This is a genomic window from Dyadobacter linearis, assembly GCF_907165045.1.
Lineage (GTDB): Bacteria > Bacteroidota > Bacteroidia > Cytophagales > Spirosomataceae > Dyadobacter > Dyadobacter linearis.
Genome location: NZ_CAJRAU010000007.1, coordinates 89,429 through 113,732 on the forward strand (window position 1 = coordinate 89,429; position 24,304 = coordinate 113,732).

Annotated in this window: 22 protein-coding genes and 1 tRNA gene; 10 read left to right on the top strand and 13 right to left on the bottom strand. The window is 44.6% G+C overall.

All coding sequences use genetic code 11. The annotated features are described in order from the left end of the window. Nucleotides 1-2: 2 nt before the first annotated feature. The 9 genes from KOD92_RS21505 to KOD92_RS21545 form a co-directional block, all read right to left on the bottom strand. Nucleotides 3-440 carry a viral A-type inclusion protein gene (locus tag KOD92_RS21505; protein ID WP_215235666.1) on the bottom strand — a complete coding sequence of 146 codons (438 nt, stop codon included), beginning with the start codon at nt 438-440 and terminating at the stop codon, nt 3-5. A 43-nt stretch (nt 441-483) separates the two neighbouring features. Next, a complete protein-coding gene (gene recN / locus KOD92_RS21510; protein WP_215235667.1) occupies nt 484-2,139 on the bottom strand; it encodes a DNA repair protein RecN in 1,656 nt (551 codons plus the stop codon). A 16-nt stretch (nt 2,140-2,155) separates the two neighbouring features. Then, the gene (locus KOD92_RS21515) at nt 2,156-2,398 is read right to left on the bottom strand and encodes an LSm family protein (RefSeq protein ID WP_215235668.1); all 243 of its coding nucleotides are present in this window, start codon (nt 2,396-2,398) and stop codon (nt 2,156-2,158) included. Beyond that, nucleotides 2,398-3,324: a type IX secretion system protein PorD gene (gene porD, locus KOD92_RS21520; RefSeq protein WP_406566172.1), complete on the bottom strand. Its 927-nt coding sequence runs from the start codon at nt 3,322-3,324 to the stop codon at nt 2,398-2,400. Before porD ends, KOD92_RS21515 begins: the two co-directional genes overlap by 1 nt. Continuing rightward, entirely contained in the window at nt 3,309-4,514 is a 1,206-nt protein-coding gene (coaBC, locus tag KOD92_RS21525) for a bifunctional phosphopantothenoylcysteine decarboxylase/phosphopantothenate--cysteine ligase CoaBC (RefSeq protein WP_215235670.1), read from the bottom strand. Before coaBC ends, porD begins: the two co-directional genes overlap by 16 nt. A 134-nt stretch (nt 4,515-4,648) precedes the next feature. Then, nucleotides 4,649-4,963, bottom strand: a complete 315-nt coding sequence (locus tag KOD92_RS21530; RefSeq protein ID WP_215235671.1) for a DNA-directed RNA polymerase subunit omega — start codon at nt 4,961-4,963, stop codon at nt 4,649-4,651. 46 nt (nt 4,964-5,009) lie between these two features. Next, the gene (locus KOD92_RS21535) at nt 5,010-5,936 is read right to left on the bottom strand and encodes an outer membrane protein assembly factor BamD (RefSeq protein WP_215235672.1); all 927 of its coding nucleotides are present in this window, start codon (nt 5,934-5,936) and stop codon (nt 5,010-5,012) included. 75 nt (nt 5,937-6,011) lie between these two features. After that, nucleotides 6,012-6,632 carry a T9SS type A sorting domain-containing protein gene (locus tag KOD92_RS21540; protein ID WP_215235673.1) on the bottom strand — a complete coding sequence of 207 codons (621 nt, stop codon included), beginning with the start codon at nt 6,630-6,632 and terminating at the stop codon, nt 6,012-6,014. Between the two features lie 174 nt (nt 6,633-6,806). Beyond that, entirely contained in the window at nt 6,807-8,417 is a 1,611-nt protein-coding gene (locus KOD92_RS21545) for an OstA-like protein (RefSeq protein ID WP_215235674.1), read from the bottom strand. Nucleotides 8,418-8,560: 143 nt separating this feature from the next. Between KOD92_RS21545 and tilS the strand changes: the two genes are divergently transcribed. From tilS to KOD92_RS21565, 4 genes are all read left to right on the top strand, one after another. Next, nucleotides 8,561-9,910: a tRNA lysidine(34) synthetase TilS gene (gene tilS / locus KOD92_RS21550; RefSeq protein WP_215235675.1), complete on the top strand. Its 1,350-nt coding sequence runs from the start codon at nt 8,561-8,563 to the stop codon at nt 9,908-9,910. 104 nt (nt 9,911-10,014) lie between these two features. Further along, nucleotides 10,015-10,102: transfer RNA gene (locus tag KOD92_RS21555), tRNA-Ser, on the top strand. Nucleotides 10,103-10,304: 202 nt separating this feature from the next. Further along, nucleotides 10,305-11,453 (top strand): site-specific integrase, encoded by a 1,149-nt coding sequence (locus KOD92_RS21560; protein WP_215235676.1) that lies wholly within the window; start codon nt 10,305-10,307, stop codon nt 11,451-11,453. Nucleotides 11,454-11,502: 49 nt separating this feature from the next. Next, on the top strand, nt 11,503-11,760 hold the full coding sequence (locus KOD92_RS21565) for a hypothetical protein (protein ID WP_215235677.1): 258 nt from the start codon (nt 11,503-11,505) through the stop codon (nt 11,758-11,760). On the opposite strand, the gene KOD92_RS21570 is transcribed toward KOD92_RS21565, so the two are convergent. Continuing rightward, nucleotides 11,754-15,299 (bottom strand): phage tail protein, encoded by a 3,546-nt coding sequence (locus tag KOD92_RS21570; RefSeq protein ID WP_215235678.1) that lies wholly within the window; start codon nt 15,297-15,299, stop codon nt 11,754-11,756. The two genes, KOD92_RS21565 and KOD92_RS21570, sit on opposite strands and share 7 nt — an antisense overlap. A gap of 52 nt (nt 15,300-15,351) precedes the next feature. Between KOD92_RS21570 and KOD92_RS21575 the strand changes: the two genes are divergently transcribed. After that, nucleotides 15,352-15,552, top strand: coding sequence for a hypothetical protein (locus tag KOD92_RS21575; RefSeq protein ID WP_215235679.1), 201 nt, complete (start codon nt 15,352-15,354; stop codon nt 15,550-15,552). Nucleotides 15,553-15,559: 7 nt separating this feature from the next. On the opposite strand, the gene KOD92_RS21580 is transcribed toward KOD92_RS21575, so the two are convergent. Further along, nucleotides 15,560-15,871 (bottom strand): hypothetical protein, encoded by a 312-nt coding sequence (locus KOD92_RS21580; protein ID WP_215235680.1) that lies wholly within the window; start codon nt 15,869-15,871, stop codon nt 15,560-15,562. Between the two features lie 8 nt (nt 15,872-15,879). After that, the gene (locus KOD92_RS21585) at nt 15,880-17,061 is read right to left on the bottom strand and encodes a LamG domain-containing protein (protein ID WP_215235681.1); all 1,182 of its coding nucleotides are present in this window, start codon (nt 17,059-17,061) and stop codon (nt 15,880-15,882) included. 434 nt (nt 17,062-17,495) lie between these two features. Between KOD92_RS21585 and KOD92_RS21590 the strand changes: the two genes are divergently transcribed. The 5 genes from KOD92_RS21590 (at nt 17,496) to KOD92_RS21610 (ending at nt 20,081) form a co-directional block, all read left to right on the top strand. Then, a complete protein-coding gene (locus KOD92_RS21590; protein ID WP_215235682.1) occupies nt 17,496-17,969 on the top strand; it encodes an SET domain-containing protein in 474 nt (157 codons plus the stop codon). A 1-nt stretch (nt 17,970) separates the two neighbouring features. Beyond that, the gene (locus KOD92_RS21595; RefSeq protein ID WP_215235683.1) at nt 17,971-18,417 is read left to right on the top strand and encodes a hypothetical protein; all 447 of its coding nucleotides are present in this window, start codon (nt 17,971-17,973) and stop codon (nt 18,415-18,417) included. Nucleotides 18,418-18,432: 15 nt separating this feature from the next. After that, the gene (locus KOD92_RS21600; RefSeq protein ID WP_215235684.1) at nt 18,433-18,861 is read left to right on the top strand and encodes a protein-export chaperone SecB; all 429 of its coding nucleotides are present in this window, start codon (nt 18,433-18,435) and stop codon (nt 18,859-18,861) included. 70 nt (nt 18,862-18,931) lie between these two features. Continuing rightward, nucleotides 18,932-19,396, top strand: coding sequence for a hypothetical protein (locus KOD92_RS21605; protein WP_215235685.1), 465 nt, complete (start codon nt 18,932-18,934; stop codon nt 19,394-19,396). 313 nt (nt 19,397-19,709) lie between these two features. Next, on the top strand, nt 19,710-20,081 hold the full coding sequence (locus tag KOD92_RS21610; protein WP_215235686.1) for a hypothetical protein: 372 nt from the start codon (nt 19,710-19,712) through the stop codon (nt 20,079-20,081). Here KOD92_RS21610 and KOD92_RS21615 read toward each other — a convergent pair whose 3' ends face one another. Then, complete coding sequence (locus tag KOD92_RS21615) at nt 20,082-24,179, bottom strand: tape measure protein (protein WP_215235687.1); 4,098 nt, start codon at nt 24,177-24,179, stop codon at nt 20,082-20,084. Between the last annotated feature and the right edge of the window lie 125 nt (nt 24,180-24,304).

Here is a 24,304-nt window from a genome sequence, read left to right on the forward strand (position 1 = left end):
AGTTATTCTAAGAATTTTTTCGCTTCCTGCAAAGACCTCAAAGTCAATTGCTTCACTTGGAGTATCTCATCTTTTTCTGCTTCAAAATAAAGTACTGCCTGCTCGGATTGCAACTTCTTGGCAGAATCACCTTTGTATCCGTGCATCCAGTCCATCATCGACTTGTCGGACTCATTGAGTTTGTTATTTATATCAATTGCTTTAATGCGTTGTTCGGCCAGGGAGTTGCTGCTCAAACCGATATTGTCAAGACTGTCGATCTCTTTTATTTTCGTCGACAGCATTGCTTTCAAAGTCATAATGCTATCCATTTTCGGCATGATCTCGTCGTGTATCGCCAGCACTTCCGTTTCCAGACCGGTAACCTTGTCTTCTCCCGCTTTTTTTTCACAACCTAAAAAGACTGTGGCCAAAATTGCTGTTAGTAAGATTTGTTTCATGATTCGGGAGTTGTTGTTTACGTTTAGAAATAATATTTAAAGATCAGCCTTTCAGGATCAGTTCTCTCGCATTGAGTAATACCGCCTTAGAAGGATTGTGGCCGCCGATCATTTGGGCTACTTCCTGCACACGCTCGTCAATGGTCAATTTTTTGATCTTACTCACGGTTTTGTCCGCCGAATGATCTTTATATACAAAGTAATGCGCGTTGCCGCTGCTGGCAATCTGATGCAAATGCGTGATAGCGATGATCTGGTGGTTCTTGGCCATATTTTGCATCATTTTACCCATTTGTTTGGCAATCTCGCCGGAAACGCCGGTGTCGATCTCGTCAAAGATAATAGTAGGAAGCATGCGTTTGTCGGCCAATATGTATTTTATTACCATCATCAACCGCGAAAATTCCCCTCCTGATGCAACCAGGCGCAGTTCCTGGGGCGTAATGCCCTTATTACCACTGAAAAGGAATGCGACCGCATTTGTCCCGTTGGGAGAGGGGGCAGTATCGGAAAATTGAATGGACAAGGATGCATTTGGAATGCCCAGCTCAACCAATCGTTCCAGAATCAGTTTCTCGATCGGCTCGGCTACCTTCTTCCGGCTTTCAGACAGTATCTCACTGCTTTTAAGCATTTCCTGCTTTGTCCGGATCATCTCGTTTTCAGCAGCCAGCAAATCGTCGTCCAGGTTCAGAACTACATTTAGTTTCTCCTGAAGTTGATTTTCGATAGCGAGCAGTTCGTCAACGGAAGTTGCCTGATGCTTTTTTAATAAACCATAAATCAGGTCCAGCCGCTCCTGAACTTCCAGGCTCCTGCCCGCATCAACATCCACTGAATTGTTAACCTGATCAATTTCGTCAGCGAGATCCCTAAGCTCGATCAATGCACTTTGGGCCCGCTGCCGCAACGCTTCGTACCCGCCCACAAGTCGTGCAGCCTGCGAAAGTGCGGCTGTGGTATTTTTGAGAAGATCCAGTACCGATGTCTCGGGATTATCCAGGTAAGTGTAAGCAAGTTGCAGGCGCTCCTTGATTTCTACTGCATTCTCAAGGATCGTAAGTTCTTCTTCCAATTTTTCCTGCTCACCCTGGCGAAGGTCTGCTGTATTCAATTCCTGGAATAAAAACTGATCGTAATCGAACTCTTTGCGAAGCTGAGCTGCCTTTTTTTGAAGTTCATCGAATCGGGTAGCTGCCTGACGAAAAGCCTGATAATGTTGTGAATATGTTTTAAGGATAGCTGCGTTTTTAGCAAACGAATCAATTACTTCCAATTGAAAATTATTGTTACCCAATAAGATCGAATCGTGCTGTGAGTGAATGTCGAGCAGCTGGCTGCCAATCTTTTTTAATGTATCGAGATTGACAGGTGTATCATTGATAAATGCGCGTGACTTACCTGAGACTACAATTTCTCTTCTGATAATGCATTCATCGGCGAAATCCAGATTTTCATCTTCAAAGTTCGGACGTAAGTCATAGCCAGCCAGATTAAAGCTCCCTTCTATCACGCATTTTTCGCCGGAATCGTACAACGATTTCACATCCGCACGGTTTCCCAGCAACAGGCCAATCGCACCAAGCATAATGGATTTTCCCGCTCCGGTCTCCCCGGTAATGATGTTGAGACCAGGATCAGGCGACATTTCCAGTTGCTTGATCAATGCGTAATTCTTGATAAGTAAATTAGAAAGCATGTGATTTGGAGAGCGGTCAGGTTTTAATTAGCGAAGCGGAGTTTGCGTCATAGACGATCTCATATAATTCAGTGAATGCAAGCGTATGTTCGTGCCTGCGAGGATCTTGAATAACCAGTTGGCTGGTTGTAAACGAAATCAAAACGCCAAAATACGTTTTGCCATTATTCAGTACACCATGGATTTCGTGTTTCAATAATCCTGTCAGTTCCTGATCGGACAGCCGGGAAGATGCGATGCGGGTCAGTCTTTTGCTCATTATAAAGAAAGGCGCTGGTACAGCTGCGTCTTGGTTGGATCCAGGCTCACAAGCAACGTATATGCCTTAGCGCGTTCATCAGGCTGGGCTTCAATTAGTATTTTAAAAAGCTCCTCAGACTTGGCATCGAAAAATGAATTGATCACGACACTCGCGGGCCTAAGCTGATTTACTTCCTTCAAAGTGGTAAGAAATTCCAGCACTTTCGCCCTTGTCTCGACTGGGTTTTCAGTTGCTACGTCCAACCCTTGCCGGTAGTATTTATACATTCCTTCCCGAAAAGGCGTGAATTGCTGACTCATGAGATTTTCAATCAACCAATACCGGTTCCGGGATTCACCGCCCGAGTCCCAGCCCCGTTTGTTTGGAGATGAATTCCTAGCCTGGTTAACGAGATTAAAAGCCCGCTGCACGTAAGGAGACCCGCCCATTTTACTGAAAGAGTCATAATCGAATATCAGCGCTACATTCGCATAAAAGGCGAGAATATAAGGTAGCTCCTCGGTGTAGCTGTTTTCGTTAAAATATAACTGGGTATTAGGTAAATAAGTAAAAGTGAAGTTCTTATCTACATATGTGAACAGTACCGATTCGTAATTTGAGTTGTAAACCGGCCTCGAAACAACCAGCTGTGCATTACCCTCGTAGCTGCCCTGTGCCAGCGATCTGGTCAGATTGACATTCAGCTTGCACTTAATTTTCTCTTCTTTCGCAAACTGGTCATTCGTCCATCTGGTATTATTCAAAAACTCATTCATGTAGTTTTGAAGCTGGTTCATGGACTGCGGGTCAGTTTTCTGCTGCGCCACAAGCTGCTCATAATTCAAATTGACAGTAAATTGCAGCTCCTGCGCGAAAATGCTACCAGCATTTAAGGTCAATAAGAGAATAAAAATTGCGGCAAGTTTTTTCATACCTTTTTCCATTGATCAATCACAATTTCCAGAATATCCTGCGCGACTTCTTCTTTTGATTTTAATTCGAAGAGCCGCTTATTTCCTTTCCTGTCAATAACGGTTATTTTGTTCGTATCGTGCGCGAACCCTGCACCGGCATCATTAAGTGAGTTCAATATAATGTAATCGAGGTTTTTGCGGTTAAGCTTTTCCAGCGCGTGGGCTACCTCATTTTCAGTTTCTAGCGCAAAGCCGATCAACAATTGTCCGTCCCGCTTTTGTTGTCCCAAAGTGCCCGCGATATCGGCCGTTTTAATCAGTTCAAGCGCCATTTCTGAACCTTGTTTCTTAATTTTTTGATCGGCTACAAACTTGGGTGTATAATCGGCCACTGCGGCCGCGAAAATGACCACATCCTGCTCGTTAAAGTGCGCAGTAGTAGCGTCAAGCATTTGCTGCGCGGTTCCAACCTGTATTCTCCGGATCGACGGTGGGACACTTTTTATGCTAGTTGGGCCGCTTACCAATGTTACCTGAGCACCAGCCGCAGCAAATGCAGCAGCGATCGCATAACCCATTTTTCCAGACGAATGATTACTGATAAAACGCACGGGATCAAGCGATTCTACGGTTGGCCCGGCTGTTACCAGGACTCTCTTGGTAAATGCGAGAGGCTGCCTGGCAAAATGATCTTTAAGCCTGGAAACGATCGTTTCGGGCTCCGCCATTCTTCCATCACCGGTCAACCCGCTTGCCAGCTCCCCATATTCCGGCTGAATAAAAAAGTTGCCGAACGATTGTAGCGACGCGATGTTCCGGGTGGTGGAAGGGTGATGAAACATATCCAGGTCCATTGCCGGAGCAAAGAATATCGGGCAGCGTGCAGATAGATATACGGCTGTCAGCAGGTCGTCGCAGTTGCCTATTGCGCACTTCGCAAGCGTCTTCGCTGTCGCCGGTGCAATTATGATAGCATCGGCCGCAAGTGCCAGGTCAACGTGGTTATTCCATTCGTCCTGGCCGCTGGTAAAAGTTGTGTAAACGGGATTTTTGGAAAGTACTGAGAGTGTGAGAGGCGTAATAAATTCGGTGGCTGCCTGCGTCATTACAACCTGTACCGTCGCGCCGGCTTTAATTAATAGCCTTACCAACAATGCAGACTTGTAAGAAGCGATACTTCCGGTAACTCCGATGAGGATATTCTTGCCTTTCAGGTTCAACGCTTGTGAATTTATAGCTGGCTGAAATAGTTTGTTTCGAATGCAAAGTAAGAAGAACTTCCTCCAAATCTTACGGATATAAATGAAAAACCAGCCACAATGCAAATTGAGGCTGGTTTTTCATTTATTCTAATTTATTCTTCGTCGCTTGTAGTCCGGAATGCGTGGTAAGTTTTACCTTCAATAAATTCGTCGATTGAAATGCTTCCTGCTTTTGGCATACGCTCGTAGAATTTAGAAATTTCGATTTGTTCTCTGTTTTCGAACACTTCTTCCAGATTGTCAACACCAGAAGCAAATTCAGCAAGCTTGTTGTTAAGCTCTTCTTTCATTTTGCTTGAAATCTGGCGTGCTCTCTTTGAGATAACTGATACAGATTCATATAGATTTCCGGTAACGTCCGCTATTTTATCGGTATCCCGGGTAATGATCGATGGATTAGTTGCCATGATTGTCTTATATAGTTTGAAAAATTTTAAAACATTATAATGTGGATTACTGACCTTTCGGTTCCGCAATCGCAGGGGTAGTTACTTTTGTAGGCTGGTTCTCAGGATCTGGTTTCGCCTCTTTCAATTTCTGTCTTTCTAATTCCAGTTTCGCAATTTCTTCTATCTGCTTCTGGCTGTTATCAAACATTCTCTCCGCATCGCGGCTGAACTTTCCCGTAGGATATTTATCAACCAGTTCCTGATAAAACTTCACTACATCCTGGTGTCTCTCTTTCTGCTTGTCTATAAAGCTATTGGTAGCCAGGTTGTATTGCGATTCCACTTTCAGGAAGGCAAGTTCTTCGTTATACTGAGAATCTGGGAAATCCTTCTTAAAGTTTTCGATAGATATTACCGCAGATTTTAGCGACATCAAATTGAAGTCACTGATCTTATGGTAAAGCTTAGCCCGCTCGTAAGCTTTCTTTTCCAACTTGGACCTCAATTCCAAAATATACTTGGTACACTCGTCACGAAACGGACTTTCAGGATAAGTATTGATGAAATCCTGCATAGCCGAAATGGCGGTATGTGTACTCGTTTGGTCTAAATTATATGGAGAAGAGTCCTTATACAGCGAAAACGCGTGCATATAATATGCTTCCTGCGCATAATCACTCCGCGCATAGGTATCATAAAATTTCTTGAACAGAAATTGGCTCGTGTTGTATTGACTTTGCTGGTACTGCGTGTAAGCGTAATAGAATTGCGCAAGTTCCGATTCTGTACTGCCTTTTAACAAAGGGATAAGTTCCTCGAACAGAATACCAGCCTTGTAAAAATCTCCCTTTTTGTAATAGGCCATCGCAGCATCATACTTCTGCTGATCTGTACCTGTTTTCTGTAATCGGGAGAACTTGCTACACGAAGTAGTACAAAGAAGGATTGCAATAAAAAGCAAGAAATAGCTTGCTGGACTGTTTTTTCGCATATTGGCTGCAAAGGTAATAAAAAAAGCTACACCATCCATAACGAATGCGTAGCTGATCTAGTGTTAATTAGAAGCCTATTGCTGATGGCGAACGAGCATTTTTTTAGTTGCTACTTTCTGACCATCAATCGATAGCTGGTAAAAATAAAGACCGGTTGGCATGTCCTTCGTATTGACACGCAATTTCTTATCATTTTTATTCAGCGTCAGCTCGCTCATTCTGGAACCAAGCACATTATAAAATATTAGCTTGGCTTCTCTAACAGACGGAGCGATCGTAAAATCAAGCTCTGCATATTCGCTGGCAGGGTTCGGATATATATTCGATACCGAAATCCTGTCACTAACGTAAAGTTGCTCTTCTACTTTCAGATGCGCTTCCAAAGCCACCGATTTTCTTTCTCCAGATCTTTCCACAACATCGGCAGCGAGATTTGCATTGCTGTCAGCATTGTTGGGGTTAGAGAACAAAAATGAGGTGTAGAATTTATTAAGCGCTTTTGGATTTTGTAAGGATAACGGTTTGTAACTAAGCCCCGAAGGCATTACCGAAAACTTGATTTGCTCTGAACTGGCTGGCTTCTTCTTTCCGACTATATTCAGCCGGCTGCCTCCCGATGCAGATTGTGCTTCTACGCCGTCCATAGACAGAATAGTTGCGATAAGTATATTCAAAAAGAGTACATATTTTTTCATAGCTTCAAATAATACTTTTGACTAATGTTCAATAATTTAGCTAAAAAGTACACTACAAAAATATAGAGAAATAATTGGATCCTCAACATATATTGTGCGAACGGCTAACTTTATTTTTCAAAGGTAAAAAACCATGCCGGTTAGACAGAAATTCTTACCTGAACATTAAATTTTTTATAATTCCGCCCAAATCGTTTTTTCACGTGTCGGTTTCTCTGAAATGCGCCAGTTAAATCCCTCAAGTTGCCGCTCCGGCTGCTTGATTTTCATGGGTGGGATCAGCTTTCCGTCCGGTTTCCCCACAAAGGAAATTTTCTCTACGCGGTTTTCTTTGAACAGCAGGTTCATCCGCCCGCATTCGACCCTATTCAGACCAATATTTTTCTGTTTATCGTCAACAGCGTAGTACGCACTTTCACCATTTCCCTCCACCAGAACCTGTTTTAATTGATTTTTGGCACCGAAATAAGCATTGATAATCCTCCCTTTGACCTGATTGAACTGCCTTACCAATGTGTCTTCCGTAATCACAAATGCCTTCCCTTTTAAAAGCATCCGGTTAATCTCATTATTGACCAGAAAAGCAGTAATTGTGTCCGCCTCCATCTGATAATGCTGATCGCTCCACAAGATCGGCTGACGGAAAAATCGGATCACAGAATCCGCCGTATTATAATTGATCGAGTCGCATTTACCCTGAAAGTCAGACTTGTAAATAAACACATTTTTATGTCCGATCAGCTTCCGGGTCGAGTCCCTCGCGTTTTCAAAAGAATAAAGTGTATCAGCCCGAATGTACAGTGTATCCTCTGAGACTACATTTCTTACGTATGCGTGACCATATATTTTGGAGTATCCTCTTGATTTCCAGTAATATCCCTCATCACCATTCAAAACAGTCTTATCTTTTTTCGCAACAATCACCACATTGCCTTTTCCCTGCCCGTCGTTACTTTTTCCATCGACGATCAGCGAGTCTGCGGTTAGTGTATACGTTTCGTTATCAACCGTTGTTCTTTTGTGAAAACTGGATTGCGTCGTCTCTGTATTATACTGCCCCTTCGTCCCTACAACCGTACCATCTTTATTCACAATTTTGGTAGGCCCATTGAAATAGGACCACTTGGTTATCGAATTGTAAAGCAGCGTATCAGTGGTGAGCGTATATTTTTTATTGACAAGCTTCACATTTCTGTAATAGGTGAATTCTTTCGTCGATGTATTGTAAAATCCCTCTTTACTAGTCAGCACATTTTCTTCGTCAACTGTGCGGCCCGGCTGCTTGTAATAAGCAATTCCGTTTCCCATTTCGTATTCAATTTTTCGGGTCGTCAATGTTCTTTTGCTGTCTTTCAAAACAGTTTTTCGTCCGCTGACAATTGCGAGTCTGGTGTTGCCATAATAGTAGAGCGTATCACCAGTCACCGTCACAGTATCTCCTTGTACGATTTTCACATTTCCAAAAGCCTCGATCACATTGGTATTGATATTCTGAATTGCCAGATTACTATATAAAAAGGCTCCCTTGTGTTTAAAAACCCCATTGATAACCCGCCGCGACTCAATACCGTTTGCATTGAGAATTTCAAGCTCATCGGACTTCAAAATCTCAACCAGATCTTCACTGGAAGCTGTATTATTTTGAGCCAATGCATTGACGCACAACATGCTAGGTAAACAAATCAGTAAGGCAAAGAACGTTAGATAATTAATATTCCCTTTGATATTGATGACGCGTGAAAGTTTAAAAGAGTTGCAGCCTGACTTGTAATTATTTTTATCCATGTTCTTTTCTTTCTTTTACCTTTGAAACCAGCACCTGCAAAATAGTTGCTTGCGTGCAAAGGCCAGGTATTTTTGAGCCTGCCAAAAAGATGATCCGGCTCTGACATGCCAAAACTACACCAAATACATCTTAGAGGTTCTTTGTGGATTCTTTTTTAACTTTTATTAACCAACAAGCTTGGGAGCTGAATCAGAAAAGATCACTGCTGACTGTGAGTGGGGGAGTGGATTCTATTGTTTTGGCGCATCTGTTTTATTTACAGGGATTTAGGGCCGGTATTGCGCATTGTAACTTCAAATTGCGAGGCGATGAATCCGATGCAGACGAGCAATTTGTGCGCGAAATCGCAGCATTGTACGGGTTTGAATTTTTCGTTACAGAATTTGATACAAAAAGGTTAGCCGGGGAAAAGGGTATTTCTACTCAAATGATTGCGAGGGAGTTACGTTATAAATGGTTTGAAGAAGTCCGGAATGATAATCAATATGACTGGATCGCGACTGCCCACCATGCCAACGATTCACTTGAAACTACATTATTGAATCTGGCACGAGGTACTGGCTTGCCAGGGCTCAAAGGAATCGCGCCGCATGTAAATGCGATCATCCGGCCGCTACTCCAAACGACGAAGGAAGAAATCCTGACTTATGCTCGCGAAAATAGTTTGCCGTGGCGAGAGGATAGGTCTAACTCGTCACTGGATTACAAGCGCAACCGTATTCGCCACGAGATTATACCTGTACTGCAAAAGCTCAATTCCTCCATTGAGACTACGTTTATCAACACATCTGAGCGATTGCAGGCTGCCGAAAATCTGCTGGAAGAACTTCTTGAAACGTGGAAGCGCAGCGCGGTATATCAAGAAAATGGCTTGATCTATATCGACAAAGGAAAGTTACTTACTTCGACGGAGCCAGCGTTCAGGTTGTGGTCTGTTTTGCAGGAGTATAAATTTAGTTATGCGCAGGTCAAGCCAATCCTTACTGCCTTGAATGGAACTGTCGGAAAAACTTTCAGTTCTGCGTCATACGAATTGTTGCTGGATAGAAATCATCTGATACTCCGGCGGCGCACTCCACAGGTTTCTGGGGATGAGATAACAGTTTGGGGACCAGGATCGGCTATCTCAATAGGCAACTCAATATTGTTCTTTGAAGGAATAGCGCAAGTTCGGATAAACGAGCTTGGTAAAGATAAGTCACTAGCCTTCATTGATTTGGAGAAAGTGCAATGGCCGCTGACAATCCGCAAATGGAAAACAGGTGACACCTTTTTCCCATTTGGTATGGAAGGGATGAGAAAAAAGCTGAGTGACCTGTTTAGCGACCTCAAAATGGACCGTTTTCAAAAAGGAGAAATACAGGTTCTTGTAAATGGAAACGGCGAGATTATTTGGGTGATAGGTATTCGCTCAGATGAACGTTACAAAGTATCAAATGCAACTTCCAAAGTGCTGAAAGTGGCTCTGATAAACAAATTGAGCGCATTATAAGAATATTGCCCTGCACAAAAAGTTAAACAAATTTCAACTCATATATTGCGCATACAAATTTTGTTTTTACATTTGCACCACGTTTCGCATCCGGCGAAACATTTAGAGAGATGGCAGAGTGGTCGATTGCGACGGTCTTGAAAACCGTTGACTGTAACAGGTCCGGGGGTTCGAATCCCTCTCTCTCTGCCAAAAGGTAAAAAAAGCTTAAAGTATTGCAAGCCTGGCCCAGCCAGGCTTTCTTTTTGGAGTCACAGTGACGTTTTTTGAAAAGCAGGCATTAATCGGTTTTTTATACCATGTTATATACCATTCAGGTATGGTATATAAGTTATGCTGGTAATTGCTTTCCACTAAACAATTTATCTATGCTGTACTTAAAAAAAACATCAGAATGCGCGTTCGTTTCATTTTACGAAAAGCCCGCCTAAACAAGCTAGGACAATGTCCTCTGGACTGCCACATCCGTGTCAATGGTATTCCGTCAACTCCTTTTTCGACTTCGGTATTTGTAACTCCTGCTAAGTGGGATGCTGCGTTACAGCGGGTAAAGGGTTCATCCGACCAGGTCTATTCGCAAAACAAAAAGCTCGATCAAATCAGAACTGAGCTGGAATTGATTAGGGACAGCCAGATGGCCAGGGGGAAAAGACTCACCGCCCGTGAAATTGTGGACATCTATCACGGTAAACGTGAAATCTCCTGCACCTTTCAGGCGCTGAGTGAAAAAAAGATCGAGGCTCTCAAATCCTTGAACCGCTCGCCCGCTACTATCGGTATCCACAAAAAATGTCATCGGTATTTGCTGGCATACCTAAAAGAAAACCTTCCCGTCCATGAAATTCAACGCAGGCACGTCGAGGATTTCTGGGATCACTTAAAAAATAAGGGCTACGACCATGACTATGTCAACAAGACGGTCGCGAATTGCATGAGCCTTTTCAAATTTGCGGTGGCAAAGGGTTTTACAGACTCAAACCCGTTTTCGAGTTCTTCGTTCGTCTGGGAAAATAAAATTGATCTGATCTGTCTTGATGAAGGAGAAATTCAAAAGCTTAAAACAACTGTTTGGAGCGAATCCCTGCAACAGGTTGTGGACAGCCTTTTGTTTATGTGCTATCAGGGCATGCACATTTCAGATTATAGAAAGCTGGGGGACAATAACATCTCAATCATCAACGAGGTGAGATGGATCCGGATAGGACGGACGAAAACAAAGGTCGAGGCCATCATTCCCCTTCATTCGGAAGCATCCAGGATTATTACTAAATACGGGACACTGTCCAAACTTCCGAAGCTGTCAGGCAAGACCTCGAATGCATACCTAAAAATAATTGCCGAGCGTATAGGCACAGCAAAACATTTGACCAATAAAGTGGCCAGAAAAACTTTCACAAACATGTGCATCAATGAGTACGGCATGAGTGATGAGTCTGTCGCAGCTATGCTTGGTCACACCTCCACCAGATTTGTTAAAAAATATGGAGCAGTCAAGCAGAGTAGGATATTGGCTGAGTGGAAAGACAAATTCAAATTAGCGTAAGTGAAATCATGATAATCTCAACGTTCCTCGATTAACTTCTTTACAAAAAATGAAAGCAACTTCTAATCCGGAATCGGAAGCTATTAGAAATAGATTTTTTGAAGCGATCGGCGAGCTGAAAAAGAAATATGGATTGACATTGGCTGCGTATTCCCGCCGATACAATCTGGATCCAAGCAATGTTGCCAAATTGAAGGCCGCAGGAAGACAGCCAATCCCTGGTTGGTACCTGGCCGTTCTCGTAAAAGACTATGCAGTTTCCTCTGAATGGCTACTGCTGGGAGAAGGAACAATTTTCGGTCAATAATCATTGTCAAAGTAGCTTTTGATATACCAAAAGCCATCGATGTAAGTTATTGTTATTACCGCACCTCCCGGAACCTGAACCACTGGTTTTCCCCTGATTGTCTCCACGATCAAAAAACCCAACACATCGCTGTTACTCATTAACATGATCTCCTTGCCATTATACAAGGTATTGGCATGCCCAGATGAATCCATTTTAACGCCCGCCGGCGAACCGTTAGGCGGAATCACAGTGATAACATCCCATCTGGTTGGATCAAAAATCATCGTTGTCGCGGCCGGTATCCCTATCGTAGTTGATTTTCTCCCGTTAATAAGCGCTTCCCCAAGCATCGCAATCCCGACCCCTGCATAAATGGCATAATTCATTGCCGTTCCGTGCGATCCTCCCGAGGCTTCAAACACAGCAGCTATCTTATTGTGTCCCGGGCTCGGGTCCACCTCATTATTTTCAAACCTGGCAAGAATTGAGATATCCGCGGTAGCGGGTGCCAGATTCGTGCCTATGCCGGCAAACACGTCCCGGGCATCATCCCTGAGGATAATCGCTGCGTCGCCAGTGAAGTTGTGGTTTTCATCCTGGTTAGTAAGGCTTCCCTGGCGGATCTGCATATTGGTTATCTGACCTGTTTCCAGCCAGGCAAATCCACGGCCATCTACCCTAAATGGCGCGATGTCTCGATTGTCGTAGTCCTGGCCAGCATAAATGCGGATACCCGAATCGTCTTCGATCTCGCTGCCGGCCAGCCCAGCCTGCCCTTTATATCCATCCGGATCAGAGCTGTCCACGCCCTCTACTTCTATGCGCGTGCGGCCAATCATTTCACCGGACTGCTTTACCCGCCATGGCGCTGTAAATCTATTTATATAGGATGCTCCTGCCCAGAACCGCACAGAATCGTCTGCGGTACCATGCCCTGTGATACCCGCCCACACCGCATTCTTGTCTCCGGCAAGCTGGATAGTTCCTGAAGTAAGGATCCCAGCGTCGATCGCGGTTGCCGTATTATCGAAGTTGAAAGGCTCGACCCAGTCATTTGGATCGAAACTCTGCCCGATAACTTTGTTTTTAACGCTGCGACGTATTCCTTGCTCAGACATCCAGAGATCTCCATCAGAATATTTAGGGACGGGCAGCGCCGTGAAGAGCTGAATATGCTGATTGTTCCCTATTCGAGTGTATTGTTTGATGTAGGATTTCAAGGTTTCAGGATCAGATATGGTAACCCATCCGCCGCCAATACGCCTTGACACCGTGACAGTGCCCGAATTAAACCACATGTCCCCTTCATGAAAAGCCTCTTCTCCGCCGGGCCAGGTGGCCGGGTTGGTCGACTGGAACCATGCCGTAATTTTACCATTCAGATAAGAATCGAGAGGCTCGATGACAGAAAGTTCGTAAAACCGGTCCGTTGCCGCACCGATATCTGATAAATCCCGGTAATTCCCCTCCGAGTCAATGAATTTTATGTATCCTCCGATTGCAGATAGGTCCAAATCGAAAAATGTACGTCCATCAAATGATTGCAGCCGGCCCGTCTTGATGAATCGGCCATTAATCGCGGTGGCGCCATAAGTCAAACTGATCCACCGCACGCCTTCCATAACCGAATGGAGCGTGCCTACAAGAAAATGATAGTACGCCGCATCATCGTCGACCTTAATCTTATCAGTACTGAAAATGATATGTCCGTCAGTATATTCAGACTTGCTGACCTTCGCATAAATATACCTTGCTGCATTGTCAGGGATGGTATGCATTGATGCCTGAATATTCCAGGTCAGGATTTCCTCTTTCAATGCATAGTGGATCAGTAGGCCCTCGGACACATCGACTACGTTTGGATTTCCCTCAAAATTGGGTTGAAACACCACGTCCTGTAATATGAATTGCTGGGACTTCGCGCCCACTACCAACATCATCGTCTCAATACTCTCCGGCTTGATCTTGCCACCATCAAAGTATCCGTCAGTGTCAAAGATCATCGCCAGTAGTTCCAGAGTAGTTTTCCATCCCATCCTGGCGCGGTTCGGGTCCCGCAAGTCATTTACTTTGATAATCGTCTGGGCATCCTTGATTTTATCAATGATCTGGATGATCGTTGACACCTGGTATGTGTCATCGATTGTCAGTTCATATTTATAAGGGCGAAGCACGTCCCGGCGCAATCCAATGACGCGACTGCTTTTATCTATGTTCAAGTCAGGATCGAGTATGTGCAGATAATCGCCTATTCCGTAAAAATTGACAATGCTACCATCGCCTGCAAGTTCAGACAGGTACATTTCATCCACTTTCAGGGCGTATTGGACCTTCGGATTTTTGACCTGGTCCAGGTATTGCTCAGCTTCTGCAAGCAGGTCTAGTTCGGCTGACTCCACATAAGCCTCCGGCAAAACGATATCAAGGATAACATACTCGTCGCCGACCTGCATCTGGAATGCCAGGTGCTCGGGGCTCGGCAACTCCAAATCCCGTTCATCTTTGAATGGGATCAGCGTGAAAGTTTTTGTGGTATGAACGTACCCTGTTTTTGCTTTTAAACTAAATTCAAAACCAGCCAGGTTGCCAGTGTTGAATTTGATCTTCGGCTGCGCTCCATCTAAAATCCACTTTGTTCCACCACTGCCATTTGACTCTGCCAAGTCAAAATTCATCGTAGAGTCTTGGAAGGTATTTATGCCGGTGACGGCCGTGACAACGCCTTTTCGGTGCGGATAAATGTCTTCCCAAACATGGGTGTTCTCAATAATTCCAAACGCTGCAATAGCCTGCGCGTCTTCTATAAACCCCGGATCGGGAATGCGGAGTCGCTGACTGAAATTCCGGTAATTTGATTTCAGATTTTTGCTAGCCCCAAAAGGGTAGAGCCGCGTCACTATGTCGGAATCGGTGACTGTTTGCCTTTTTAGCTCGTAAAGCCCGTAGCCACGTCCGTATTGATAAGTATGTCCGAGGATCTGACCCGCTTTCCTGATATGCAGCGTATGGGTGTTGCCAGTTTGGACGATATCAAATTCGGTTTCGAATTCCTTACAGATCGTTTGCAGGGCGGCCAGGCAGTTATTTTCACTGAAAGTGATTGTCTTAGCATTGGTCGTCGGGAACTGGCCTTTGATCCATTTGCCAGCACCGAATACCCGGACGAGATTATTTATCAATACATCCAGGAATAACTCGCAGTCACCAGTGAGTGGGAAGTCTGAGCTTGTATTGAAACCTGTAATATCAGCATTGAAGAATACTGCTTTGCGCAATGTATACTGCGGTCCTTCGAATGTGAGATCGTACTCGAAATGCCGCTCACCTTTGACTTGCGCTGTGGGCAGTTGGTTGAGAAAATAAGTTTTCCCTAAGGCGGTCACCCGCTGGCCGATTGTCAGATCGAGCGGATCCACGGATGTAACCGAAATATTAAGTATATCCTGCCCAAGAAGATCCTGAACTTGCTCTGCCTTTGTTACAGTACGCAATGGCTCTCGCAGGAATAGGGCGATTACATCATTATCAGCTTTAATGACCTCAATTTGATCTGGCATAGTGTGTATTTTCAATAAATATGTACCTTTTCAGGCAAACCCGATTACAACTATGAAAAGGCTTCCCACCATCATCGTCACATCGTTTTTCCTTATCATCATTCTCTGTTTTATTGCTGGTTGGGCATATTTCGAAAAAATTGGTGACGGGTCCTGGAACGAGGAGATATTTGTTTGGAGTACCAGCGGAATGCTCATCGCAATGGCAACTTTCGGTATTTCTCTCATTCTGCTGATTATAAAAGTATGGTGACGATTAGTCAACGTTTTAACCTTAATTCAATCGAGCCTTTCAACGGCACACCGAGTAGTACTTCCGCTGTGCATTCTCCATTTAAATAATCCACGGCCAGCACAGCAATGGCACGGCCTTGCACGGAATGCAATCTATCAATCCCCTGATAAGTACGTCGGTCGTCTGCCAGGATATCAACGGATTCCTCATAACCCTCTTTGACTGCCGCGTTTGCCGGCATAGACATTTCCTTACGTTCTAGGCGATCCTGGACCTTTTGAAGCGTCTCTTCGATCTCGTCCTCAGTAGGAGGCAGGATGCTTTTTTGCTGTTCCATATCTTGAATTAAATTTTAGTCCAAACGATTACCGCATCCGTAGAGAATCCAGTGATATCTTCAATATTACCAGAAATGACTACATACTTATCGCCCCCGCCGGCGTAGTTATGGCTGACATTCACCCCATTTCCGTAAACGTTCATGGTCTTCTGCCCATCCCCCCAGGATATGGAGAGAAGCTTCCGGCTGGTTAAAGTGATGCTGACTGATGATCCGGAGACCTTCAAAACACGTTTGACCGGCTCTGGCTCTCGTAGTTTCAATGTGAAGCGGATAAAATACGGTCCCGAGTTTCTCCACTTATTCGATGGTTGTAAGCGTTCCCGATGATACACGTCAAATAGCAGCGGCTTGGCGCCAGCATCAATTTGAAGACGCTGCGTACCGGCAGACTCAAATATCTGGCGTAATTGCAGCCACTTTGAAACCAGCTCGTCCTGAGTGGCCGCTTTCATCCAGCAACGCAATTCGATTTCTCGCGGGCCGAATACTGGTTTCATCAGATCAACCACTTCCCCATGATAATCTTCCCAATCAACTGTGAGCGGGTCTTTTCGGTCTGGCATTTCCAAAATGCTGTCCAGGTGTTCTACGATGACGCCCAGGGATTGAAAGTTGATGTTATTTATATGAAACTCCACGGGTTCTAATGTGTGTTGGATGTTATTATTAATATCGTCTGGAGTAAGCGCTTCTGTATAACTCCGAGCCCCGTCCAGTGAACAATACCCGCCAGTATTATGTAGTGCATTGTTGATAATGGCAAAACCGGTCATATTTCCTGATCGGATGAAAGTTCCTTTTTGCACGCCATCGACGTAAACTTTTACCGTGCTACCCTGCTGAACAACTGCCAAATTCTGCCAATACTCCAACCTGGTAAAAAGCTCTATCTCGACAAAGTTTGTCTTGCCTAGAAACTTGAACACAGCCCACGTCCGGTGCGGGCCTTCTGCCTGCATTTCTACCTTCGCCCAAACCGTGAAACTGAAATCCTGTGAGAAGTCGATTACAGGCCCAACAATCTCCGCTTTTCCTTCCCCAGGAAAGTATACGCAGTTCCCGAACTTGCCGGGGACGAATCTCCCTGATTCGATCGCAGCATGATGCGCACCCGGACCGTAATCATAAGCCATTGTCGATCCGTCGGGCTCGTCGAAAAGAATGTCCAAGACTGGGTTTGCCATGGATAAAGATAACTATACAGGTATATATTACCTCTAAAATATTCCGCAAAATAATTAGCTATTCTATTTGGGTAAAATCGTAACAATATTCACTACATTTAACCACGCTCATCTTTTGATATATTGATGACGTCGAGTAGTAGAATTTTCAACTGCGGTGCTTAAATCATCATATACTCAGAAATACGCCGTTATGCGCAACCTATCGCCCTGTAGACCTGCAAAATTACTCTTAACTCATCACGGATATTGCTCCCCCCGACTCACTTTCAGGGATTCTGCCATACCCAGATTCGCGGTGTAGCGAATTTTTTTTGGTGTAGCTGCGTTTTCGGTGTACCTTTGCACGCTCAAATGAAAACATCTCGAATTGAGATACGCCAACATCCCCAAATTGTGTACCATCCCGGTTCCCTGTTTAGTACTTTCCTATAATGTTGGAGAAATCAAAACAAAGTTTTAACAGCGCAGTTATCCTGAAAGATCAAGGAAAAGTATGCTATTGTATGTCTGCGCAATGTGCCTATTACAGCGGACTTCAACTCGCTATGACACTGTTAATGACGATAAAAGGATTAGACGCTGCGGGGCTTTTTGAGTGGTACATTAGTGACAAAAACAATAAGTCGACCACGCAGTCGGGCGGTAAAGCCGATGAGGGCAAAGGGAACTCGCACGCTTTTTATATTGACCAGCTAGAAAAGGCAATCGAACAAATTACCGGAAGTGAACGAGTGGCATTCAACGTGAGTCAAAGGCTCACGTCTCTAAAAGGCATTCGTGTTAAGGCTGCCTATAAAGAACATCAGGTTGAAGAAGATGAAATAAAAAAAGTTATTTCTAAAGCTAGTTTGCTACAAGAGTCAATACCCGCATACATTACACAATATCTGAACAAAAGAAAATAGTATGAGCAATATTCAAGAAATCATAAAATCCCATTTCGAAAATTTATACGGGGTTACTGTGCTGTATGAATATTCAAGTTTATATGAGTTACACCTCTTAAAACTTATACCTTATAAATCAATTCTGAAAGATGAGGTATTTAAGGCGATAAGAGCAGTCATTAGAGAGTGTACTCGTAACAATCCAGATGAATCGTGGTATTTGGTAGAAGATGATGACATGATCAAAATGACATGTCCGACTTTTCTATATTGGAAAGAAGAGAATGTCGTATCTAACCACGTCGATGTTGACGCATCATACAATGGAAGATATTTGCCTACGCCTGGCGTTTTGATTGCAACCGACAATTTCAAAAATTTAATGTCGCCAAGAAAATTAGCTAAAACCGTCGATGTGATAGAGGAAGCTACTTTGAATAACTATGAATACGCATTTGCTGCGTAGAATTGACCGATAATTATGGCATCTTTTTCAATCAAGAAGGTTTATTTAGTTGAAAGCGACTTTAAGTACAATCCCGAGGTAAGCACTTCAGAATCCGCAAGGTTTGATTTAGAAGTAACAATGTCAAGGATGGATACTGACAATGGAGATACATTGATATCTCTGGGTGTCAAAGTAATAGCCTTCTCTGGCGACGCCAGTCTTTTAACCGTCACCGCAAGAATGGATGGTATTTTCGATTTCAATTTGGATGGGGCCGGTCCAGCAGAGGATTATTTGGCTAATGTGAATGCTCCAGCTATAATTTATCCATTTGTTAGAGAGCATATAGCAAGTCTTACCGCCAAGGCGGGAGTTGATGCGTTACTAATACCGCCATTTAACTTTGTTGATCATTATCAGCGACTGAAAGAGAAAACTACGTCCGAATCTGACGAAAAATAACAGCGACATTCTCAGTCGATAACTAAAAAGGGCCTCGGCCCTTTTTTCATACCCTCTAAACTGATATCCTATGATTCTTGTCACAAACGAACTTAAAGACCAGATCATCGAGCATATTCTACAAACCTCCAACGGAGATATGTTCCAAATTAAGAACTCTGATGCTGAAAAACTGTTCGGAATACCTGGCGGGAAACTTTACAGCTTCCTGATGGAGTTGAAGGATCTTCAGTATTTACGAGAAGTAAAGGGGTATAAGTCGGGGGTAGTAGGCTTCACAACTACTGCACTGGATTCATTTTATGTAGATGGCGGTTTCGTAAAACACTTCAGCATCAAGAACCTGCTCGAGAACAAGGTGATGTACGAAGTAAATCGAATTCTCGAAGTTGGAGAAAAAGCTGACAAATCTGAAATACTGGGCAAAGTGGAGAAACTCCGCCCATACATTGATACAGCGATAAATCTCGCGAATGCAGCCGTGACCGTAAAGTCATTTCTTAGTGGTGGCTCAGGCTCAGGAGGCCACGGATAGCGGGAAGAATCGGTAGAACCACTACCGGAACCGTAAAGAGCCACAAACGGAACCGCAAATCTTGCATGCGGCTCCAAAAATGTGCCTGTTTATCAGTCGTTTAAATACAAAGTGCCACAAAATACTGTATAACTAAAATATTATACTTAGGGAGTACCCATATAGAATCCTTACATATAAGCATTCCCTAATTAGCATAATTAATCGATATGGCTTTTTGCGGTTCCTGCGGCTCTTGCAATTCCATTTAGAAATAGACCTTGTAAATATTTCGCGGAATTGATAATATTGCGATTACATAACTGCCTCTACTTTGATTCGCTTTTTGCTGTTTTTCCTTTTAATTTCCTCCGGCGCTTTCGCGCAAACCTTTTATGTCGAACCGACTGAAAAGGGCTTCGAAAAGAAAATTATTGAGAAGCTAAAATACGACAGCTACAAAGTGACCGCTGACTCTTCTGCATACGATTACAAAATTGAATGTCTCATCCGGCAAACAAGCAAATTCAATTCGATGTACAAAGGCTATATCCGTATCAGTGATAAGACTGGAAAGGAAGTCGCAAGATCTGAGGAAGTTCGCAAGGGTGCTGTTGCTGTTAATGGATTCAATGCAGCGGATAACATTTTTGGAGTAATTGCTGAGAAACAATTGCCCCAAATAATCAAAACCCTTTCCAAATAGTTAGAGCCCAAATCCTCGCAGGGAAGTCTGATTTAGTCTTTCGAGCCGATCAATTACATCAACAAGAAGATTTAACTGAGACAGGTGTCTTGTGTTAATTTCAATGTTGCTGAGATAAAGCAGCGATGATCTCACATCAAAAGCCATTTGAGCCTGATATATGCGGATCGCATTGGCTTGTCCAATCAAAACGGACACAGTCTCTTCTGACACACCTTTGATGACGCCTTGCATCGCCTGATCCTGGCCCTGACTTCTGCCAAAAACATCTTCAAAACCTTTATCCTTTGCCCATTTGTCGAACTCTTCAAGACCTTGAAAATATTTTTCGACAGCTGGTAAGCCGTATTCGTCAAATCTAACCAGGTCATCAACGATGGCGCCATCACCAGCAGTGAGCGACTGGGTCATTTCTTGAACCAATTGATCGAGTGCTGGCCCCACTAGTGAGGAAAAAAGAAGTTTTGATGTAATGTCGGCTATTATCGAGCTGACTGTTTCGTGCAAAGCTTCGGCCTCGCTTTTGCCAGCGCGGAACGCTTCTACAAGTGCATTCTTCAAATTATCGCCAACCTGACCAGAAAGGTCTATCATGGTATCTTCTATTTGCTGATTTGCTTCTTGCATCGCCTCATTTAGTGCTACGGCATTTTGAATTAATTCCTTCGTCTTGTCATCTACCTGGTTGTTAGTCATCAGTGCATTAGCCATTTCAACATTTAATTCTGCCCAGCCGGTCGCCGTTTCTTTAACCAAATCGGGGTACTGTTCCATCAGGGAACCGTATACGTCCTTTTTCTTTTTAGCAAATAACCCTCCAACAAACCCAACTACCCCGCCGACAACAGCACCCACGGCTGCTGCCGGAATCGATAATACGCCTGCCCCGGCCGCGGCTCCAATCACGGCTCCTGCCGCCGCGCCAGCCCCGACCATCCCGAGTGTAGTCTTCCCGTCAATAACATTTTTTTGTCGCTCCTTTGCTTTGCCTTCTTCCAACTTATCAAGTGCGTCCTGGTACTTGCCCATTGCGTCTGCATACTGGTCCACACCAGCTTTGATCATGCCATCATAATCCTGATAAAAAGGGTTGTCTTTGTAGTTGGAGCCAAGGCTTTTGTTTAATTGCAGCGCATACTCGTTCTCAAACCCTATCCGCTCCGCTTCAAATTGGCGCTCGGCATCACGTCTACGTTTTTGAGCGTCGATAATACCGGTGATGATTTGGATTACGTTTTGGGCTGCCGCGGCATACCCATCCATCGACATTTTCCCATCAGTAGTTTTGTAGCTGTCCATATTGGCCAGGGTGGAGCTAACCCTGCTGGCGGCAGACGAAAGACCAGACAGCGCGCCGCCTATCTCTCCAAGCGTACCCCCGTAACCTTCAAGAGAAGCGCCGATCTCGCCGACCATGCCAGCGACAGCACCCCAGGTCTCCAGACTTTTCCGGCGATGATCTTCCTCCGCCTCCTGTACTTCTTTAAGTTTTTGTGCGTACTCGTCTGTTCCATTAGTCAGTTCGGCCAGCTGTTTCCTGAGCAATTCAAGCCTGCGGCCGGTGTCATTCCGCTTGGTAATCGCCAGCGCCTTTTCAAGCTCTTTGTAGCCCTTGGAAGCCGTAAGCGTTTCGGTGGTGAATGCTTCAAGCTCTTCCTTTTCCTTATCATCGATAGCAGCAAGCATCTTTTTGTAGCCTGACGATGTCTTGTCCAGGTTCTTATCTTCTAGGGACGCGCGCAGGTCTGCGTAATGGGCAGTTATTTCAAGGCGCTTCTGCTCAGATCCAGCCACCGAGACAAGAAAATCACGTAAAAGCTTCTTACGCTGTTTCTGAACTTCGATTTCTCGTTCAGCCAGTGCCTGGCGCTGAGCTACACCGGTCGTGCTGTTGTCATTTGGATTCAGCTCTGCCTGGATCGCTTTCAACCTGAGCAGCTCGTCAGTCAAACTTTCGGAAGAGTCGCGCACAGCATCAAGCTTATCCCTAAATTGGTCAACAGGCGACTTCCCGCCCATTGCAAACGTGCGTTCGCTTAGCAAGGATGAGAGGTCAGCAGCATCTGAATATGACATCTCCCCGGCATTTTTGACGGCTTCCATTCGTGCGATTTCCGAATTCAGATAAGTGAGATAATCCGCATTGCGTTTTACCAGGGATGAGAACTGTTCATCAGCTGACTGCTTTCCATAAGCGAGCACCCATTTTTCGTAGGTTTCATATAGTCGTCGTTTCTCTTCAAGTTCCTCATGAAAGGTTTTTACATTTTCCTCCTTCGATGCTTTTGCTGCCTTGCTTGCGTTGGATTTCTGCTTACCCCCAGCGATCCGGTCCCGCGCGGATTCCAGAGATTTAATCTGCTTCTCGATTGCGTCGAATTCTGCACGAGTGCCTGACTTCTCCTGCTTGTCTTTTAAATCCTTGATTTCATCGTTGTAGTCGCCAACGGTTTTACGGACCGCTTTGGTTGTGTTGTCTGCTGATATCGTTGTGGCGGCGTCAACTCCGGACAGAGACTTAACCCTCTCCCGCAGTTTTGCTTGTACTTGATCTTCATTTTTTATGATCTGATCATTCAATCTCTTTCTCTCAGAAGCTGATGATTTGGAATAATCCATGTCTCCGGCAGAAGCAGCAGCGGACAAGCTGAGCCTATCCCAGAAAGAAAGATCATTCTCTCCGCGACGCGCCTTATTCTGATTAGTGATAGATTTTTCGAGCTCAACTTCTATTTCCTTTAACTCGATCTGTCGCTTTTTTGCTTCGATGTAGTCGCCGAGCAGTTTCGTCCCTTCCGCTGTCGCGAAATTTTCGAGCGTTAACGCATTAAGATGTTGCGGACTCAGGGCGATCAGATCTTTCAGCTTTTTATTACGCTCATCCCGGGACTTGGTTTCGTCCTTGATCTGCGCTGTGAGCACTTGGATTTTAGCCTGTTCAGAAGCGGCGGCGTCTTCCGCCTTCTTCATAGCCTCGTTCATCCGGTTTTGCAGCTGTTCTGCTTCGCTGGCTTCATCGCCGAACACAACAAATGCTGTAACGAGGCCGGCTAATGCCGTAGCAGCTAATACGTACGGGTTCTCCCGCACTGCGAGGTTTAGCAGGGCTTGAGCATCGGCTGCTGTTTTAATCGAGCGGGCAAGGGCAAAAAATGCCTGAACTTCTGCGAGAATGATAGAGCTTGATTGTGCTGCTGCCGTTAGAATAATCGCAGCCCGGTATGCGCCCTGGGCCGCAATGAGAACCTTTAAAGTATCGATTATAGGCTCATAATTCTCTACAACCAGCGTTCCGAATTTTATCGAATCAGCTAACAAGCCTTCTTGTTCTTTTCCAACTTTATTAAAAGCCTGAGATATGGTGTCTTCGAAATTTGAATACAGACCCGTTAGAGATTTCGCGTTTTCTTCCGTCAGCCCTGCAAACATCCCTCCTGTATCGGTCAGTTTTTTTATAGCAATTTCAACTTGCTCAAAACCGACTTTACCAGATTCCACAAGGGCTTTTACATCTTTGTCAGCAACTTTAAATTGCTCCGCTAATAATTGAATTAGCGGAATCCCCCGATCAATGAACTTGTTAAAATCTTCCGCGTACAATCTTCCTCCGACCCTTGCTTTGCCGTAAATTTCAGTCAATTCATTAAGCGGGATATTCAATCCGGAAGATATATCCCCTAGTCTACGAAGCGTGGTTAGCACTTCACCGCTTGCAAATCCGTAAGCTAATAATTGCTTAGTCGCTCCGGCGACCCCTGCAAGATCAAACGGCGTCGTTGCTGCAAATTTCACAACATCGGCCATCAACTTATCGGCTGCCGCCTTGCTACCGAGCATAGTTTTGAAACTTGTCTCAAGTTGCTGAAACTCGCCTCTCACTCGAATCAGTTCACCTGGGAGCTGGGCCAATCCGAACCCAGCGAACGCGCCGGCCGCCAACCTTCCTAAATTTGAGAAAGCCGACTCCATTTTCCGGGACTCATCAACGGTCTTATTTGTAAGGCCTTCCAACTTCCGGTTCATGGACTGGATTGTCCTGTTGAAATCAGTATCGCCGATGTAGGCGTCAAAGCTCAATGCGCCGTTTCGATTATTCATAGTGTGTGGTGGTGCGGATCATCCGCGCTTGATGGCGTTGATTTTCGCCATGAGTTTCTCATGGTCAGACTCTTTTTCCCCTTTTTCGCTGCCATAGTCAGGACCGTCTGCCAGCATGCGTTGGA

Coding starts and splice junctions, on each gene's coding strand:
- KOD92_RS21505 (WP_215235666.1), bottom strand. CDS start 440: ATGAAACAAATCTTACTAACAGCAATTTTGGCCACAGTCTTTTTAGGT.
- KOD92_RS21580 (WP_215235680.1), bottom strand. CDS start 15,871: ATGGAACAGCAAAAAAGCATCCTGCCTCCTACTGAGGACGAGATCGAA.
- KOD92_RS21570 (WP_215235678.1), bottom strand. CDS start 15,299: ATGCCAGATCAAATTGAGGTCATTAAAGCTGATAATGATGTAATCGCC.
- KOD92_RS21560 (WP_215235676.1), top strand. CDS start 10,305: ATGCGCGTTCGTTTCATTTTACGAAAAGCCCGCCTAAACAAGCTAGGA.
- KOD92_RS21590 (WP_215235682.1), top strand. CDS start 17,496: ATGTTGGAGAAATCAAAACAAAGTTTTAACAGCGCAGTTATCCTGAAA.
- KOD92_RS21540 (WP_215235673.1), bottom strand. CDS start 6,632: ATGAAAAAATATGTACTCTTTTTGAATATACTTATCGCAACTATTCTG.
- KOD92_RS21545 (WP_215235674.1), bottom strand. CDS start 8,417: ATGGATAAAAATAATTACAAGTCAGGCTGCAACTCTTTTAAACTTTCA.
- KOD92_RS21615 (WP_215235687.1), bottom strand. CDS start 24,179: ATGAATAATCGAAACGGCGCATTGAGCTTTGACGCCTACATCGGCGAT.
- KOD92_RS21530 (WP_215235671.1), bottom strand. CDS start 4,963: ATGGCAACTAATCCATCGATCATTACCCGGGATACCGATAAAATAGCG.
- KOD92_RS21600 (WP_215235684.1), top strand. CDS start 18,433: ATGGCATCTTTTTCAATCAAGAAGGTTTATTTAGTTGAAAGCGACTTT.
- porD (WP_406566172.1), bottom strand. CDS start 3,324: ATGGAAAAAGGTATGAAAAAACTTGCCGCAATTTTTATTCTCTTATTG.
- KOD92_RS21585 (WP_215235681.1), bottom strand. CDS start 17,061: ATGGCAAACCCAGTCTTGGACATTCTTTTCGACGAGCCCGACGGATCG.
- KOD92_RS21605 (WP_215235685.1), top strand. CDS start 18,932: ATGATTCTTGTCACAAACGAACTTAAAGACCAGATCATCGAGCATATT.
- KOD92_RS21575 (WP_215235679.1), top strand. CDS start 15,352: ATGAAAAGGCTTCCCACCATCATCGTCACATCGTTTTTCCTTATCATC.
- KOD92_RS21565 (WP_215235677.1), top strand. CDS start 11,503: ATGAAAGCAACTTCTAATCCGGAATCGGAAGCTATTAGAAATAGATTT.
- KOD92_RS21595 (WP_215235683.1), top strand. CDS start 17,971: ATGAGCAATATTCAAGAAATCATAAAATCCCATTTCGAAAATTTATAC.
- KOD92_RS21515 (WP_215235668.1), bottom strand. CDS start 2,398: ATGAGCAAAAGACTGACCCGCATCGCATCTTCCCGGCTGTCCGATCAG.
- KOD92_RS21535 (WP_215235672.1), bottom strand. CDS start 5,936: ATGCGAAAAAACAGTCCAGCAAGCTATTTCTTGCTTTTTATTGCAATC.
- recN (WP_215235667.1), bottom strand. CDS start 2,139: ATGCTTTCTAATTTACTTATCAAGAATTACGCATTGATCAAGCAACTG.